Raw genomic sequence first — 17,343 nt, forward strand, 5'->3', positions numbered from 1 at the left:
GGGCGCCTACTTCCGCATGATCACCGGCTCGTGGCGGCGCAGCAGTCGCGCCACCACGAAACCGAGGCCGACGGCGAGCGCCAGCAACACGCCCATGTCGAGCAGCCACGTCGGCAGGTCGTGCGCGAACAGCGGGTCCCGGGACCGCTCGCCCGGCACCGTGGCGCCGAGGTCCACGGTCGCGGCCATCGCGGCGAACGCCCACCGGGACGGCACCAGCCACGCCAGCTGCTCCAGCACCGGCGTCCCCCGCACGGACAGCAGCGCCCCGCAGAACACCACCTGCACGACCGCGAGGAGCACCAGCAGCGGCATGGTGACCTCCTCCTTGCGCACCAGCGCGGACACGAACAGGCCCAGCACCATCGCCGTGAACGCCAGCGCCGCCACCGCCAGCGCCACCTCCGCGAGCGGTGGCAGCAGCACGCCCCGCCCGCCCGGCACGCCCATCGGCACCCCGACCAGCGCGACCAGCGTGAGCACGACCGCCTGCACGACCGTGACCGCGCCCAGAACGGCCACCTTCGACATCAGGTACGCCGACCTGGACAGGCCCACCGCCCGCTCCCTCCGGTAGATGGTCCGCTCCTTCACCAGCTCCCGCACTGCGTTGGCCGCGCCCGTCAGGACCCCGCCCACGCAGAGGATCAGCAGCACGTTCAGCGTCGACTCCGGACCCAGCCTCCCCTCCGACAGGGCCCGCGCCATCGCGCCCATCACGAACGGCAGCGCCACCATGATCGCCAGGAAGGTCCGGTCGGCGCTCAGTGCCGCCGCGTACCGGCGTACGAGGGTGCGGAGCTGGGAGCCCCAGCTCTGCGCCTTCGGCGGCGGGGGCGGCGGGGAGGCCGCAGTGCCCGCCGCGGGCTCGGCGGGGCGCCGCATCGCGGCCTCGATGTACCGCTCGTGGTACTCCGAGTCGCGGAACCGGCCCGCCCAGTCCCGCTCCCGGTCGTTCTCGAACGCCTCGAACGCCTCCGGCCACTGCGCGCAGCCGAAGAAGCCGAGCGCCTCCCCGGGCGGCCCGTAGTAGGCGATCCGACCGCCCGGCGCGAGGACCAGGAGCCGGTCGCACACGTCGAGGCTGAGCACGCTGTGGGTGACGACGACGACGGTGCGCCCGTCGTCCGCGAGCCCGCGCAGCATGTGCATCACCGACCGGTCCATGCCCGGGTCCAGGCCGGACGTCGGCTCGTCGAGGAACAGCAGCGACGGCTTCGTCAGCAGCTCCAGGGCGACGCTGACGCGCTTGCGCTGCCCGCCCGAAAGGCTGTGGACGGGCTGGTCGGCGCGCTGCTCCAGGCCCAGCTCCCGCATCACCTCGTCGACGCGCGCCCGGCGTTCCGCCTTCCGGGTGTCCTCGGGGAAGCGCAGCTCGGCGGCGTACCCGAGGGCGCGGCGCACCGTCAGCTGGAGGTGCAGGATGTCGTCCTGCGGCACGAGCCCGATGCGCTGGCGCAGCTCCGCGTACTGCCGGTACAGGTCGCGCCCGTCGTACAGGACGGTGCCGCGGTCGGCGGGCCGCAGCCCCGTCAGGGCGTTCAGCAGCGTCGACTTGCCGGCGCCGCTGGGGCCGACGACGCCGAGGAGCGCCTTCTCGCCCACGGGGAACGTCACCCCGTCGAGGAGGGTCCTGCGGCCGCCGTCCACCGTGACGGTGAGCCCCTGCACGTCGAGGGAGACCTCGCCCGTGTCGGTGTACTCGACGAGGCGCCCCGCGACGACGCGGTACGCGCGGTGGCCGATGCCGATGATGTCCTCGGGGCCCACGCGGGCCTCGTCGACCGGGTGGCCGTTGAGGAACGTGCCGTTGTGGCTGCCGAGGTCGTGGATCCGGTACGTGCCGTCGGGGTGGGACAGCAGCTCGGCGTGGCGCCGGGAGACCACGAGGTCGTCGACGACCACGTCGTTGTCCGCGGCGCGGCCGATGCGGACGGTCCGGGTCGGCAGGGGGCGTACGGAGGTGGGGCGGCGGAAGGCGCCGGTCGCGTCGGGCAGCGACACGGACGACGGCCGCGGCCCGGGGTCCGGAGCGACGCCGGGCACCGGGGCGGTCCCGGGGTCCGGGGCGGCGCCGGGTGCGGGCGGCCACCCGTCCGCCGGCCCGGGGCCGGGGGGAAGACCGGTGGCGGGCCGGTCCGTGCCGGGCGGCGGCGCGGCGGCGTCCGACAGGACCGCGGCCGGGCCGTCCTCCGGATGGCCGAAGCGCAGCACCGTACCGGCGCGCACGTCCCGGGCGGCGACGCGCAGCCCGTCCGCGTACGTGCCGTTCGTACTGCCCTCGTCCCGGACCGTCCAGCGGCCGTCCTCCTCGCGGAACACCGCGTGGTGCCACGAGACCCGGGCGTCGGCGAGCGGGATGTCGCTCGCCGGGTCGCGCCCGACGCGGTAGACGTGGCTCGGACGCAGCACCGTGGAGTGCCCGTCGACATCGACGACCAGCTCGGGTGCGGTAGGCACGACGGGCCGCTCTCCCATGAGGGAATTTTATCTTTTTGCGTAGAAATGTGCCTGATAGGTGGAGTGTGCTCCCCGGACGGAGGGGAACGCGGAAACGGACCCGAGAGACCGACAGGAGGTCCCCATGACGCCTGACCACGCACCCGAGAACCCCACGACCGCCCACCCGCGGCCGGACTTCCCCGAGCAGGAACAGTCGCACCCCGGCCGGACCGATGACATGAGCCCCCGCCCCGACCACGGCGAGGAGTCGTACCGGGGGAGCGGCCTGCTGCGGGACCGTGCCGCCGTCGTCACGGGCGGCGACTCCGGGATCGGCCGCGCGGTCTGCCTGGCCTACGCGCGCGAGGGCGCCGACGTGCTGTTCGCCCACCTCCCCGAGGAGGCCGACGACGCCCGCGAGACCGTGCGCCTCGTCGAGGACGCCGGTCGCAAGGCCGTCGCCGTGCCGTGCGACATCCGCGACGAGGAGGCGTGCCGGGCCCTCGTCGAGCGGGCCGTGGCCGAGTTCGGCCGCATCGACGTGCTCGTGAACAACGCCGCCTTCCAGATGGCCCAGAGCGACGGCTTCGAGGCCATCACGACCGAGCAGTTCGACCGGGTGATGAAGACCAACCTGTACGGCATGTTCTGGATCACCAAGGCCGCGCTCCCGCACATCCCGGAGGGCGGCTGCATCGTCAACAGCGCCTCCGTGCAGGCGTACAAGCCCAGCCCGCCACTGCTCGACTACGCCATGACCAAGGGCGCCATCGTCACCTTCACCCAGGGGCTCGCGCAGGACCTCGCCCCGCGCGGCATCCGCGTCAACGCCGTGGCCCCCGGGCCGGTGTGGACGCCGCTGATCCCGGCGACCATGCCGGAGACGGCCGAGTTCGGCAAGCAGTCGCCGCTCGGGCGACCCGCCCAGCCGGCGGAGATGGCCCCCGCGTACGTCTTCCTCGCCTCGTCCGCCGCGAGCTACATCACCGGCGAGATCATGAACGCCACGGGCGGCACGCCGCTGCCCTGACGGCGGCCCCGGCCGGGCGCGGCCACGTCCCCGGCCGGGACGTGGCCGCGCCCGGCTCCGTCACCGCGTCTCGCGGCGGAGCCGGTGCGCCCGCCGGGAGACGCGGCCCCGGAGCACCGGCGGCCACTTCCTGGTGTCCCGCGGCTCCACGTACGGCTCCTCCGTGGGGGGCAGGCCCGCCCGGATCGCCCGCTGGCGGGCCAGTTCCGCGTTCAGCTCCAGGCCCAGCAGCACCGCCAGGTTGGTCAGCCACAGCCAGATCAGGAAGACCACGACACCGGCCAGCGTCCCGTACGTCTTGTTGTACGAGCCGAAGTTCGCCACGTACAGCGCGAACCCGCCCGACGCCAGCAGCCACAGCAGCACCGCCGTCACGCTGCCCGGGCTCAGCCAGCGGAAACCCGGCCCGCGCACGTTGGGCGCCCGCCAGTACAGCAGTGCCACCATGAACATCACGAGGAGCACCAGCAGCGGCCACTTGGCGATGCCCCACGCCGTCACGGCCGCCCCTCCGGCGCCGACCGCCTCCCCGGCGCGCCGCGCGAGCGGCCCGGTGAACACCACGATCACGGAGCTGACCGCCAGCAGCACCATCATCAGCAGCGTCAGCCCGATCCGCAGCGGCGTCAGCTTCCACACCGGGCGGCCCTCCGGCAGGTCGTACACGGCGTTCGCCGCCCGGATGAACGCCGCCACGTAACCGGACGCCGACCAGACGGCGGCGACCAGACCGACCACCGCCATCAGCCCGCTCGCCGCGCCGGCCCCCCGCAACTGGCGCACCGCGTCGCTCAGCAGGTCCCGCACGGGGCCGGGGGCGAGCTGCCCGAGGCTGTCCAGCAGGGAGCGGATCGCCGAGTCGCCGACCACGCCGAGCAGCGCCACCATGACCAGGAGGGCCGGGAACACGGACAGGACCCCGTAATAGGTGAGCGTGGCGGCCCGGTCCGGAAGCTCGTCGTCGAGGGCCTCCTTGGCCGTGCGCCGCACCACGGTTCGCCAGGACCGGGCGGACAGGTCCGCCGGTCCGTCGTCATGATTCGCCATGCCCCCACGGGTTACCCGGTACGGGCATCCCAACCAGGCGTGCGGCCGGTGCCGCGCGCCCGCACCCCGAGGAGGGACAGCCCATGCCCATCGCGACGGTGAACCCCGCGACCGGCGAGACGCTCAAGACGTTCCGGCCGTTCGGCCCGGACGAGGTCGAAGAGCGCGTGGAAGCCGCCTACCGGGCGTTCCACCACTACCGCACGACCGGCTTCCCCGAGCGGGCCGCGCTGCTGCGGCGCGCCGCCGACCTGTTGGAAGAGGAACTGCCGGAGATCGCCCGGACCATCACCACGGAGATGGGCAAGCCCCTCACCGCGGCCCGCGCCGAGGCCGCCAAGTGCGTGAAGGCCATGCGCTGGTACGCCGGGAACGCCGAGGCGCTGCTCGCCGACGAACGGCCCTCCGACGCCGACGTGCGGGACTCCGGTGCCGCCACCGCCCGCGTCCACTACCGGCCGCTCGGCCCCGTCCTGGCCGTCATGCCCTGGAACTTCCCGCTGTGGCAGGTCGTGCGGTTCGCGGCGCCCGCCCTCATGGCCGGCAACACCGGCCTGCTCAAGCACGCGTCGAACGTCCCGCAGACCGCCCTCTACCTGGAGGACCTGTTCCGCCGGGCGGGCTACCCGGACGGCGTCTTCCAGACCCTCCTGACCGGTTCCGACGCCGTCGAGGGCATCCTGCGCGACCCGCGCGTCGCCGCCGCCACCCTCACCGGCAGCGAGGCCGCCGGCCGGTCCGTCGCCGCGGTCGCGGGCGACGAGGTGAAGAAGACCGTCCTCGAACTGGGCGGCAGCGACCCGTACCTCGTCCTGCCCTCCGCCGACCTGGAACGGGCCGCCGCGACCGCGGTGACCGCCCGTACCCAGAACAACGGCCAGTCGTGCATCGCGGCCAAGCGGTTCATCGTCCACGCGGACGTCTACGACGACTTCGTGGAACGGTTCACCGCCGGGATGGCCGCGCTGCGGGTGGGCGACCCGATGGACGAGTCCACCGACGTGGGGCCGCTCGCCTCCGAACGGGGCCGCGCCGACCTGGAGGAACTCGTCGACGACGCCGTGGAGCGCGGCGCCGACGTTCGCTGCGGGGGCCGCCGGCCCGAGGGCCTCGACCGGGGCTGGTACTACGAGCCGACCGTCCTCACCGGGGTGACGCCCGCCATGCGCCTGCACCGCGAGGAGGCGTTCGGCCCGGTCGCCGCCGTCTACCGGGCGGCCGACCTGGACGAGGCGCTGGAGATCGCCAACGACTCGCCGTTCGGCCTGAGCTCCAACGTCTGGACGCGCGACGAGGCGGAGGTGGAGCGCTGCGTACGGGACCTGGAGGCGGGCGGCGTGTACGTCAACGGGATGACCGCCTCGCACCCGGCGCTGCCGTTCGGCGGCGTCAAGCGGTCCGGGTACGGGCGGGAGCTGTCGGGCCACGGCATCAAGGAGTTCTGCAACGCCACCACGGTCTGGCGGGCCGCCTGACGGCCGGCCCCGGGGGAGGGGCCCGTCGGGGGAGAGGGGCCGGTCGGAGGGGCTGATCGGCGGGGCCCGTCAGAGGGGGACGACGACCTCGTCCTCGGGCGGCGGTCCGGGCGGCGTCCCGTCCCCGAACGGGCGCCCGCCCAGCTCCTCGCGGTGGTGCGGCGACCGCCAGCCGCGCAGGTCCGGGCCGCGCGGCACGATCCGTGTCGGGTTGATGTGCCCGTGCACCAGGTAGTAGTGGCGCTTGATGTGGTCGAAGTCCACCGTGTCGCCGAACCCCGGGGTCTGGAACAGGTCCCGCGCGTACGCCCACAGGACCCGGTCCTCGGTCAGCTTGTTGCGGTTGCACTTGAAGTGGCCGTGGTACACGGCGTCGAACCGCACCAGCGTGGTGAACAGCCGCACGTCGGCCTCGGTGATCGTGTCGCCCACCAGGTAGCGCCGCCCCGCCAGATGCTCCGACACCTGGTCGAGCCGGGCGAACAGCCGCCCGTACGCCTCGTCGTACGCTCCCTGCGAGGTGGCGAAGCCGGCCTCGTAGACGCCGTTGTTGACGTCCCGGAAGATGCCGTCCATCCGCTCGTCGATCTCGTCGCGCAGGTGCTCGGGGTACAGGTCGGGGGCGCCGGGCCGGTGCAGCCGCGTCCACTCGGTCTCCAGGTCGAGGGTGATCCGCTGGTAGTCGTTGGTGACCAGCCGGCCGCTCGGCACGTCGACGACCGCCGGCACGCTCACCCCGCCCGGCTGCCCCGGCTCGCGCGCCTCGTACGCCTCGGACAGGAACCGGATGCCCAGCACCGGGTCGCGGCCGTCCGGGTCGAGCGTGAACCGCCAGCTCCGCTCGTCCTGCACGGGGTCGGCCACGGCCAGCGACAGGGCCCCCTCCAGCCCCAGCAGCCGCCGCACCACCAGGGAGCGGCTCGCCCACGGGCAGGCCCTGCTCACCACCAGCCGGTACCGTCCGGCCTCCACCGGCCAGCCGTCCCGGCCGTCCTCGGTGATCCGGTCGGTGAACCGGCCGGACGCCCGCTGGAACCGTCCCTCGTCGCTCATGCGCCCCCGGGTACCCACCCCCGCCCGCCCGATGCCGCCCGCCCGGCGTCACCCGCCCGGCCGGTACGGCCGCCCGATGCCGTCCGCCCGGTGCCGTCCCGCCTACCCGTGGGCCCGCAGCGGCCGAGGCCGCGCCGGGCGCCGCTCGCCCGGGTGGAACGGCAGGATCAGCAGCCGGGCCCGGGGCGCGGCCATCGGCTGCGCCGCGCACACGGTGATCCAGCCCGGCCCGTGCTCCGCGTGGTGCACCGGCCGGTCGCCCCCGTCGGGGTGGACGTACGCGCTCGCCGACTCGTAGACGCGGGCCGCCAGCGGGTCGTCCAGCACCTCCTTCTCGATGCCGCACAGCGTCGGGTCCTCCGGGTCCGCCGCGAGGGCCGCCCGCAGCTGCGGCAGGACCAGGGGCGCCCACGCCGTCTCCCACTGCCGCAGCACCGCCCGGGCCTCCGGCTCCACCGTCATCCACCGCATCGTGTTCGGCGGCACCCGGCGGTCCGGGAAGAGCGCGGCGAACGGCTCGTTGTGCGCCAGCAGGTTCCACGAGCGGTCGCTGATGTACGCCATGTGGGAGATCCCGTCCAGCGCCAGCTGCCACGTCCCCGGAACCGCCTCCCCGGCCCGCGCGTTCAGCGGGTGCGGCGGGTCCTGGCCGAGTGCGTACCGCCACAGCGCCACCCACTCCTGCTCGTTCATGCCCAGCAGCCGCGCCACGTCCTCCAGCAGGTCGACCGGCGGGTTCGGGTAGCGGCCCGACTCCAGCCGGCCGTACGTGTCGGGCGCCCGGTGCAGCAACTGGTCGATCTGCGCCTGTGAGAGCCCCGGCGCCCGCCTGCCCTGCCGGGTCGGGCGCGACAGCCCGTGGCTCTCCGGCGCGATCAGGGCACGGCGCTCCCTCAGGAGGTAGCGCAGGGCGACCTTGTCCATGTGGGTGTCCCTCCCCCAGAGGAACGGCCGTCGAGGGTGGTCGGTCCGCCGGCGGCCGTCGCGGTGAAACGGTGGCGCGGGCCGAGAGCAGCCGCACCGGTACGCTGTCCCAGCGTGCGCCGGCGATCAAGTACCCGAGCGGTGCGTACCTGCGCACGGCGCACACACGCAGTCGCGAACAGGGGCGGAGATGACCGAAAGGGACGGCTCGGCGCGCTCGGCGGCCCCGCTGTCGGGGGCGGCCAGGGCGCTGTACGCCCGGATCACCCGGGGCGAGCCCGTCGGGCCCGACGACACCGGCGCGCTCGGTGAACTCGTCGACTGGCGCCTCGTCACCGTCGACCCCGACCGGCCCGCCGTGCCGATCGCCCTCGACCCGCAGGAGGCGGGGCGCCGCCGCCTCGCCGACGAACTGCGCGACATGGCCGCCCGCGCCGCCCGGATCGCCGCCATCCCCGACCTCGGGGACGAGCTCGGGCTCCACTTCGAGCGCGCCAAGTGGCGCTCCGGCTCCGGCAGCGAGTTCCTCGCCGGCCGCGAGCAGGTCACCGCCCGCATCGGGGAGGCCGTCGACCGCGCCGAGACCGAGGTCCTCACCGCCCTGCCCGCCGGCCCCGCCTGCGAGGAACTCCTCGGCGAGACCACCGACCGGGACTCCCGGGCCCTCGCCCGCGGCGTGCGGCTGCGCACCCTCTTCGGGGACGGCGTCCGCGACGACGCGGCGGCCCGCGAGTGGGTGACGGTCATGTCCGCCCGGGGCACCCGGTTCCGTACGCTCCTCGCCCCGTTCCAGCGGTGCGTCGTCGTCGACCGCCGCCAGGCGTTCATCTCCGACCACGTCGTCGGCGGCGACCCCGACCGGACCGCGTGGCACGTCATGGACCGGGCCTTCGTCGCCTTCGTCGCCGAGGGGTTCGAGGACGCCTGGCGCCGCGCCGACGTCTGGTACGGCGACCCGCGCCGCGCCGTGCCCGACGACGAGGCCGGCAGGCTGACCGACCGCCAGCGCGAGATCCTCATCGACACGGCCGCCGGCGTCGACCAGCGCATCACCGCCCGCCGCCTCAACATCGGGCTGCGCACCCTCACCAAGGAGCTCGCCCAGCTCCGCGCCCGCTGGGGCGTGTCCACCCTCGCCGCCCTCGCCTACCAGTGGGCCCTCTCGCCGGAACGGCAGCGGACCACCGGCCGTACGGGCGGGGGAGCCCCGGCCTGAGGTGCGCGCTCCGTTTTTCCACTGAAAAAGCATCAGAGGAAAAACGCTCCGGGACTGTTGCATGCTGAAGGAGGTCGGGAGGTCAACCGGCCCTTCGAGGAGCGCCGATACTCCGCGAAGCCGCTATTACGGGGGCCGTTATCCGCGCCTCATGCCAGAACCGGGCAGCGCAGGGCACGGGCAGCGTGTCTTGCCGGGCATCGCGCGGATACCGCAAGGTCACTGCCAGGGCCTTCCGGACGCAAAACCGAATCCTCGGTACGTCCCCCGTGATACGGCTCCTCCCGTTCCCCGCCCGACGGCCCGCCCGGGCCGTCACGCCCGCGCCGCCGGGCCGATCTCGCACCACACGGCCTTCCCCTCGCCGCGCGGCTCGACCCCCCAGCGCGCCGCCAGCGCGTCCAGGAGCAGCAGCCCCCGCCCCGAGGTCGCCGCCTCGCCCGGGGTACGGCGCCGGGGCCACGCGCTCGACCGGTCCTGCACCGTGAGCCGCACCCGCCGCACCGGCTCCGGCAGCACCTCCAGCGTCAGCACCGCCCCGCCTTCCGTGTGCAGCAGCACGTTGCCCAGCAGCTCCCCGGTGAGCAGCTCGGCGTCGTCCGCGCTCTCCCGCATCCCCCAGTCGCGCAGCGCCCGCCGCACCACCGCCCGCGCCTCCGACAGCCCCTCCGGGTCCGCCTGGTGGACGTACTGGTGGATGCGCGGCGCCCGCGTCGTGCCCGGATCCGGGCTGCGCCGCAGCACCAGCAGTGCCACGTCGTCACCGGCGCCCCACCGCTCCCAGAACCGCTGCGACAGGTGGTCGGCGAGCGCCTCCGCGCCCGGCGGGCCCGCGGCGATCGCCTCGGCCAGTGCCCCCACACCCCGCCCGATGTCCGCGCCCGGCTCCTCGACGAGGCCGTCCGTGCACATCACCAGCGTCTCGCCGGGCACCAGGTCCAGCCGCGTCTCCGGGTACTCCTCGTCCCCGAACACCGACGCGAGGCCCAGCGGCAGCCCGCCCGGCAGCTTCGGCGCCCCCACCCGCCCGTCCGTGTGCCGGATCAGCGGCCCCAGGTGCCCCGCCCGCACCGCCCGCGCCGTGCCCGTACCCAGGTCGACCTGGGCGTACGTGCAGGTCGCGAACCGCTCCGTGTCCAGCTCGGCCAGGAACCGCGACGCCCGGGCCAGTACCGTCGACGGGGCGTGGCCCTCGCCCGCGTACGCGCGCAGGGCGATGCGGAGCTGCCCCATGACCGCGGCGGCGTGCGTGTCGTGCCCCTCCACGTCGCCGACGACGACCCCGACGCGGCCCCGCGGCAGCGGGATCACGTCGTACCAGTCGCCGCCGACCTGCCGGCCGCTCCACGCCGCGTGGTAGCGCACGGCGACCTCGCCGCCGTCGATCCTCGGGATGCGGCGCGGCAGCATGGTCGCCTGGAGGTCCGTGGCCAGCTCCCGCTCCTCGTCGAAGAGGATCGCCCGCTGGAGGGACTGCGCGACGATCGCCGCGAGGCCCAGCGCCAGGTTCCGCTCGTCCGCGCTGAACGCCGTGCGGCGCCGGTAGAACAGCGCCATGCCGCCCAGCGTCCGCGCCTGCGCGACCAGCGGCAGGTACGCCGCCGACCGGAACGGCAGCCGGCCCGCGAGCGGGGCGAGCAGCGGGTGGTTCCCGGCCAGATCCTGGAATGACTCGGCGAACAGCGGTTGCCCGCTCAGCACCGTCCCGTGCAGCGGCAGCCCGCTCTCCAGCCGCCGCACCCGCAGGTCGTCCAGCACCTCCAGGGACTCGCCGCTCAACGCGATGATGTTCAGCGAACCGTTCTCCACCAGGCCCAGCGCCAGCCCGTCGGCGCCGAGCCGGGCGAGACCGCCGGGGCCGGTCAGCGCCTCCGTCACGTCGTCCACGGTCACCGCCCGCGCCATGGCCCGCGTCGACCGCTCCACCATGTCGGTCTGGCGCCGCCGGCGCCGCTCCAGCTCCATGACGAACTCGGAGTGCGTCACCTCGGAGGTCGCGTCGCGGACGATCCCGACGATCCGGTGCGCCCGGCCGTCGCGGTCCCGCAGGACGCGCGCCTGCACGTGCGTCCACTGCTCGGAGCCGTCGTCCCGCTCCAGCCGGAAGTGCGCCGCGTACGAGGACCGGCCGCCGGCCAGCGCGTCCCGGACCACGCCCTCCAGCCGCTCCCGTTCCGCCCGGTCGAGCCGCCCCACCAGCGTCGCGGGCCGTGCGTCGAAGGCGGCGGGGTCCTGTCCGAACACCAGCAGCCCGGCCACGTCGACGTCGATCGTGCCGGAGGCGAGGTCCCAATCGAAGCTGCCGGTGCGGTTCATGGCGAGCCGCTCGGCCGGCCCGATCTCGCCGCCGTGCTCCCGCTCCGTGCCGAGCGCCCGGTTCTCCGTCATCCCCCTCATTGTCGAGCCCGCCGGCGGGGAACGCCAAGGCGTCGGGGCGGGCCGCCCGGCGAAGGCCGCCCGCCCGGTCCGGCACGGGGGACCGGCGCGCGGCGGGACGGGAGGCCCCGGCGCGCCGGGAGGAGCCGCCGGCCCTCCCGGCGGGGGCCACGGCGGCACCCGGCCGGCGGTGCGCCGGCCCCGCCGCGACCGCCGGCGCACCGTCGCAGGCGTCCCCTCCGGCCGCGACCGTCCCCGATGACCCTGTCGCAACCGTTGACGCGCCAATCCGCCCTGCCTATCTTCCTGTTCGAAGTCCTGGTCAATGTCCGATATACCGAACAATAGAGTTCCAGGAGCACCCACATGGCATCCATACGGCCGAGGCTCGTCCTCGCGCTGGCGGCCGCGCTCGTGGGGACGGTGCTCGCCGCCCCCACCCGGGCCGACGACACCCCCGCGGCCGAGCCCGCCGACTACACCCTCGCCGTCCACCCGGACCGCGAGGGCCCCGCGATCGACCCCACCATGTACGGCGTCTTCTTCGAGGACATCAACAACGCCGCCGACGGCGGCCTCTACGCCGAGCTGGTGCGCAACCGGTCCTTCGAGTTCTCGCCCGTCGACAACGCCGCCTACACCCCGCTCACCGGTTGGCAGACGACCGCGCACGGCGGCGCCACCGGCACCGTCCGCGCCGTCGACGACGCCGACCGCCTCAACGAGCGCAACCGCACCTACCTGCGCGTCGACCTCTCCGGCCACGGAGCCCCCGGCTCCGGCTACGGCGTCGTCAACTCCGGCCACGGCTCCGGCGTCGCCGTGCGCGCCGGCGCCCGCTACGACTTCTCCGTCTGGGCCCGCACCGACCAGCGCCGCGGCACCCGGCTCACCGCCCGCCTGCGGGACGCGGACGGCGCCGCCCTGTCCGCCCCGCTCACCGCCACCGTCCGCGGCGACCGCTGGACCAAGTACAGCGGCACGCTCACCGCCACCGCGACCACCTCCGGCGCGCGCCTCGCCGTCACCGCCGAGGGCGGCGGAGTCCTCCGCCTCGACATGGTCTCCCTCTTCCCCCGCGACACGTACAAGGGCCGGAAGAACGGCCTGCGCAAGGACCTCGCCGAGAAGATCGCCGCGCTCAAGCCCGGCTTCCTCCGCTTCCCCGGCGGCTGCCTCGTCAACACCGGCTCCCACCAGGCGTACGAGGCCCCGAACTGGGAGCGCGAGCGCTCCTACCAGTGGAAGGACACGATCGGCCCGGTCGAGCAGCGCGCCGTCAACGCCAACTTCTGGGGCTACCACCAGAGCTACGGGCTCGGCTACTACGAGTACTTCCAGTTCGCCGAGGACATCGGCGCCATGCCGCTGCCCGTCGTGCCCGCCCTCGTCACCGGCTGCGGACAGAACCGGGCCACCGACGACCCGGCCCTGCTGCGCCGCCACATCCAGGACACCCTCGACCTGATCGAGTTTGCCAACGGACCCGTGACCTCGACGTGGGGCCGCAAGCGCGCCGAGATGGGCCACCCGAAGCCGTTCGGGCTCACCCACCTCGCCGTGGGCAACGAGGAGAACCTCCCGGACGCGTTCTTCGAGCGCTTCCAGCAGTTCCGCGCCGCCATCGCGGCCGAGTACCCCGGCATCACGGTCGTCGGCAACTCCGGCCCCGACGACACCGGCGCCACCTTCGACCGGCTCTGGGAGCTCAACCGCCGGGCCGGAGTCGCCATGGTCGACGAGCACTACTACAACAGCCCGCAGTGGTTCCTGGAGAACAACGAGCGCTACGACTCCTACGACCGCCGGGGCCCGAAGGTCTTCCTCGGCGAGTACGCCTCCCTCGACAACCGCTTCGCCAACGCCCTGTCCGAGGCCGCCTTCATGACCGGCCTGGAGCGCAACGCCGACGTGGTCAAGCTCGCCTCGTACGCCCCGCTCCTCGCCGACGTGCGCGAGAACCAGTGGCGGCCCGACATGATCTGGTTCGACTCCACCCGCTCCTGGGGGTCGACCAGCTACGAGGTCCAGAAGCTGTTCATGAACAACACCGGCGACCGGGTCGTGCCCAGCGAGGCGTCCGGCACCCCGCAGCTCTCCGCCCCGATCACCGGCGCGGTCGGCCTGTCCACCTGGGCGACCTCCGCCGCCTACGACGACGTGCGGGTCACCGCCGAGGACGGCACCGTCCTGCTCGACGACGACTTCTCGGCCGGCGACGGGCGGTGGACCCGCGCCGCGGGACGCGGCACGTGGGCCGTCCAGGACGGGGCGTTCGTCCAGTCCGACCAGGCAGCCCAGGACACCCTCGTCACCGCCGGCGACCCGGCCTGGCGCAACTACGACCTGAGGGTCAAGGCCACCAAGAAGGCGGGCAGCGAGGGCTTCCTCGTCGCCTTCGGCGTCCGCGACACCGGCAACCACTACTGGTGGAACCTCGGAGGCTGGAACAACACCCGCTCCGCCGTGGAGAAGTCCGTCGGCGGCGCCAAGCAGACGCTGGTGGAGAACGCCACGACCGTCGAGACCGGCCGCACCTACGACCTCCACGTCCAGGTCCGCGGTCGCCAGGTCACCCTCTACCTCGACGGGGTGAAGTGGGGCGGCTTCACCGACGACAGCCGCGCCGAGCCGTTCCGCCAGGTCGTCACCCGCGACGCCGCCACCGGCGAGCTGATCGTCAAGGTCGTCAACGCCCAGGCGGCACCGGCCCGCACCCGGATCGACCTCGGCGCCGCACCGGCCTCGTCGACCGCCCGCGTGACCACGCTCCAGGGTGCCCCGGACGCCGTGAACACGGCGGAGGACCAGCCGGTCAGGCCCGTCGAGTCCACCCTGACCGGGGTGGCGCGGACCTTCACCCACACCTTCCCGCCGCACTCCGTGACGTTCCTGCGCGTCGCGACCGGGTAGGGGCCCGCGCACGGACCCTGCACGGGGCCGGGACCTTCACTACGCTGGGCCGGGGAGCGCGCGACGCGCGCTCCCCGGCCCTTCCGGTGTGGATCGCCCCGCCGTACCGGAATTTGTCGAAGCGCTTCGACGCTTTCTCTGGACAGGTCTCAGAGGTCCCTCTAATGTTCGGAGCGATACCAATCGAAGCGCTTCACTTCACCTGTCCTACCGTCCGGGAGAGCCGATGGTCACCCTTGCCGATGTCGCTCAGCATGCCGGAGTCTCCGCCAGCACGGTGAGCTATGTCCTGAGCGGCAAGCGGTCCATCTCCGCCTCCACCCGTGCCCGTGTCGAGCGGAGCATCGCCCAGCTCGGCTACCACCCCAACGCGGGCGCCCGCGCCCTGGCCAGCAGCCGGTCGAACATCATCGCACTGATGATCCCCCTGCGGACCGACATGTACGTCCCGGTGATGATGGAGATCGCCATCGCGGTCGCCACCACCGCCCGCGGCCACGGCTACGACGTCCTCCTCCTCACCGGGGAGGAGGGCCCGGCGGCCGTCCGCCGCATCGAGGGCAGCGCCCTCGCCGACGCCATGATCCTCATGGACGTCGAGCTGGAGGACGACCGGCTGCCGCTGCTGCGCGAGGCGACCCGCCCCGGCGTCCTCATCGGCCTGCCCGCCGACCCGTCCGGCCTCAGCTGCGTCGACCTCGACTTCGAGGCCGCCGGCGCGCTCTGCGCCGAGCACCTCGCCGGGCTCGGCCACCGCGAGATCGCCGTCATCGGCGAGGCCGCCGCCGTCTACGAACGCCACACCGGCTTCGCCGAACGCACCCTGAACGGCCTGCGGGAGCGCAGCGGCGAACTCGGCGTCCGCCTCCTGCACCGGCCCTGCGAGGGCAGCTACGCCGGGGTCGCCGCCACCCTCGCCCGGGTCTACGACGAGCGGCCCGGGACCACCGCGTTCGTCGTCCAGAACGAGGCCGCCACCGACCCGCTGCTCGCCCTGCTGCGCCAGCAGGGCCGCGCCGTGCCGGAGGACGTGTCGGTGATGGCCATCTGCCCCGACCAGCTCGCCGCGCACGCCTCCGTACCCCTCACCTCCGTCAGGGTGCCCGCGCAGGACATGGGCCGCCACGCCGTCGAGCAGGTCGTCGCGAAACTGGAGGGGCGCGCCACGGACGGCGTGGTCCTGCTGGCGCCGGAGCTCACCGTCCGCGAGAGCACCGGCCCGCGCCCGGTGCTCCCCGTCAGCCCCCGCTGACGGCCGCGGCGGGTTCCAGGAGGCTTCGCCGCAGGGCGCCCACCAGGGCGCCGTCCACGCCGAGCCGCTCGGCCGCGTAGCCGGCCGTCGACCCGTACCGGTCCGCGAGCCCGTCCAGGAAGAGGCGCATCACCTCGCCGGGCGCCCGTCCGAAGTGGGGCCAGGTCAGCTCGCGGCCCGGGTCGCTCGCCAGCCAGTCGGCCACCAGCCGCTCCGTGGCCAGCTCCGTCAGGGCGAAGTCCGCCACGACGGTGTCGTCGTCCACCCCGATCAGCCCCAGCACCAGCGCGGCCAACAGCCCCGTGCGGTCCTTCCCGGACGCGCAGTGGAAGACCAGCGGGCCGCTGCCGTCGGCGGCGATCAGCTCCAGCGCCCGGCGCAGCTCCTCGACGCCGTCCTCCGCGACCTCCAGGTACCGCTCGGCCAGGTACGATCCGGCCTCGACGTCGGGGGCGAGGGCCGCCTGGTCGTACGGCCGGTGCTCGATGCTCAGGTTGTGGTACGCGAACGACGGGTGCTCCGGTACGCGGCCCCGCCACTCGACCTCCCACGGGTGGCGCAGGTCGACGACCGTCCGCACGCCCAGGGCGAGGAACCGCTCCCAGTCGTCCCCGCCCAGCTTGCCCAGCGAGTCGGAGCGGTACAGCCGCCCCCACCGCACCGTTGACCCGTCTTCGGCCGCGTACCCGCCCAAGTCGCGGAAGTTGTGCAGCCGTTGGAACGCCACGTGTCTCTCCATGCGCCGATCATGGCATCCGGCGGGCCGGGCCGTCCGGCGGCCCGGCCCCGCCGGACGCGGGCGCAGAGGAACCGCCGCCGCGCGCCCCCCTCTTGGACGCGCGGCGGCGGGGTCGTGCGGCTAGCCCGCCGAGACCGTCAGGTTCTCCGTGGTGAAGTCCAGGCCGCCCGCCGACGAGGTGATCTCGAAGCCGAACTGCACGTCACCGATGGTCTCGTTGCCCCACCAGCCCTTGGTGTCCTTGATCCACTTGAGGATCGGCAGGATGTTCACCGTGCCGGACGTCGAGTCCGAGGTGCGCAGGAACGAGAACACCTCGTGGTACGACCCGTCCGCGTTGGTGACCCGGCCCTTGTACACGTTCCAGCTGTGGCCGCCGAGGGTGACGCTGCCCTGCGCGGTGCCCAGCGGGCCGACGGGGCCGTTGTAGTTCATCCAGAGCATGACCTCGTAGTCGTAGTCCGTGTCCCAGATGTCGTACGCCGTGTTGTACGCGCCGGAGGTCGGGACCTTCACCCGGTAGCTGCTGGTCAGCGAGGACATCCCGGTGATCGTCTTGTTGACCACCTTCTTCGCGTTCGGGTACGACTTGATGCCGCCCGTGTTGGGGTGGTCGGCCCACACGCCCCAGTTCGTCCCGGAGTTGGCCCAGGTGCACTGGGCGCCCGCGCCCTGGCCCCAGATGTTGTTGTAGAGGGTGTAGCCGTTCAGCGTGGTGTTGCCCCACTGCTCGCAGGTGTTCCAGACGGCGGCCTGCGCGGGGGCGGCGGCCAGCCCCAGGGTCGCGCCGAACGCCAGCACGGGGGCGAGGAAGGCCGTGCGGAGCCGGCCGAGGGTACGTCGTGCCATGGTGTCCCTTCCATGGGTGGGGGGGAT

The 17,343-nt window shown here is 74.0% G+C and carries 12 protein-coding genes; 5 read left to right on the top strand and 7 right to left on the bottom strand.

From position 1 onward, the window contains the following. Positions 1-6 precede the first annotated feature (6 nt). Positions 7-2,478 carry an FHA domain-containing protein gene (locus AC07D6_RS04325; protein WP_479041854.1) on the bottom strand — a complete coding sequence of 824 codons (2,472 nt, stop codon included), beginning with the start codon at positions 2,476-2,478 and terminating at the stop codon, positions 7-9. Positions 2,479-2,584: 106 nt separating this feature from the next. Between AC07D6_RS04325 and AC07D6_RS04330 the strand changes: the two genes are divergently transcribed. Next, the gene (locus AC07D6_RS04330) at positions 2,585-3,472 is read left to right on the top strand and encodes a glucose 1-dehydrogenase (protein WP_479041857.1); all 888 of its coding nucleotides are present in this window, start codon (positions 2,585-2,587) and stop codon (positions 3,470-3,472) included. A gap of 60 nt (positions 3,473-3,532) precedes the next feature. On the opposite strand, the gene AC07D6_RS04335 is transcribed toward AC07D6_RS04330, so the two are convergent. After that, complete coding sequence (locus tag AC07D6_RS04335) at positions 3,533-4,519, bottom strand: YihY/virulence factor BrkB family protein (RefSeq protein WP_479041859.1); 987 nt, start codon at positions 4,517-4,519, stop codon at positions 3,533-3,535. Positions 4,520-4,602: 83 nt separating this feature from the next. Here AC07D6_RS04335 and AC07D6_RS04340 point away from each other — a divergent pair, with 83 nt between their 5' ends. Further along, positions 4,603-5,994, top strand: a complete 1,392-nt coding sequence (locus AC07D6_RS04340; protein ID WP_315878591.1) for an NADP-dependent succinic semialdehyde dehydrogenase — start codon at positions 4,603-4,605, stop codon at positions 5,992-5,994. Positions 5,995-6,063: 69 nt separating this feature from the next. Here the strand turns inward: AC07D6_RS04340 and AC07D6_RS04345 are convergent, their stop codons facing one another. After that, positions 6,064-7,047, bottom strand: coding sequence for a glutathione S-transferase family protein (locus tag AC07D6_RS04345; RefSeq protein WP_315878592.1), 984 nt, complete (start codon positions 7,045-7,047; stop codon positions 6,064-6,066). Positions 7,048-7,149: 102 nt separating this feature from the next. After that, entirely contained in the window at positions 7,150-7,971 is an 822-nt protein-coding gene (locus AC07D6_RS04350; RefSeq protein WP_315878593.1) for an MmyB family transcriptional regulator, read from the bottom strand. A gap of 190 nt (positions 7,972-8,161) precedes the next feature. Between AC07D6_RS04350 and AC07D6_RS04355 the strand changes: the two genes are divergently transcribed. After that, positions 8,162-9,187, top strand: coding sequence for a TrmB family transcriptional regulator sugar-binding domain-containing protein (locus AC07D6_RS04355; protein ID WP_479041862.1), 1,026 nt, complete (start codon positions 8,162-8,164; stop codon positions 9,185-9,187). Between the two features lie 315 nt (positions 9,188-9,502). Here AC07D6_RS04355 and AC07D6_RS04360 read toward each other — a convergent pair whose 3' ends face one another. Continuing rightward, positions 9,503-11,575: a SpoIIE family protein phosphatase gene (locus AC07D6_RS04360; protein WP_315878595.1), complete on the bottom strand. Its 2,073-nt coding sequence runs from the start codon at positions 11,573-11,575 to the stop codon at positions 9,503-9,505. Positions 11,576-11,929: 354 nt separating this feature from the next. Here AC07D6_RS04360 and AC07D6_RS04365 point away from each other — a divergent pair, with 354 nt between their 5' ends. Continuing rightward, entirely contained in the window at positions 11,930-14,476 is a 2,547-nt protein-coding gene (locus AC07D6_RS04365) for an alpha-L-arabinofuranosidase C-terminal domain-containing protein (protein WP_315878596.1), read from the top strand. Positions 14,477-14,702: 226 nt separating this feature from the next. Further along, positions 14,703-15,728 carry a LacI family DNA-binding transcriptional regulator gene (locus AC07D6_RS04370; RefSeq protein ID WP_315878597.1) on the top strand — a complete coding sequence of 342 codons (1,026 nt, stop codon included), beginning with the start codon at positions 14,703-14,705 and terminating at the stop codon, positions 15,726-15,728. Here the strand turns inward: AC07D6_RS04370 and AC07D6_RS04375 are convergent. Next, positions 15,715-16,467, bottom strand: coding sequence for a tyrosine-protein phosphatase (locus tag AC07D6_RS04375; protein WP_479041865.1), 753 nt, complete (start codon positions 16,465-16,467; stop codon positions 15,715-15,717). The two genes, AC07D6_RS04370 and AC07D6_RS04375, sit on opposite strands and share 14 nt — an antisense overlap. A gap of 120 nt (positions 16,468-16,587) precedes the next feature. Then, the gene (locus tag AC07D6_RS04380) at positions 16,588-17,316 is read right to left on the bottom strand and encodes a glycoside hydrolase family 12 protein (RefSeq protein WP_315878599.1); all 729 of its coding nucleotides are present in this window, start codon (positions 17,314-17,316) and stop codon (positions 16,588-16,590) included. Positions 17,317-17,343: the final 27 nt, after the last annotated feature.

The sequence above is a fragment of the Streptomyces sp. NPDC045287 genome (assembly GCF_056432325.1).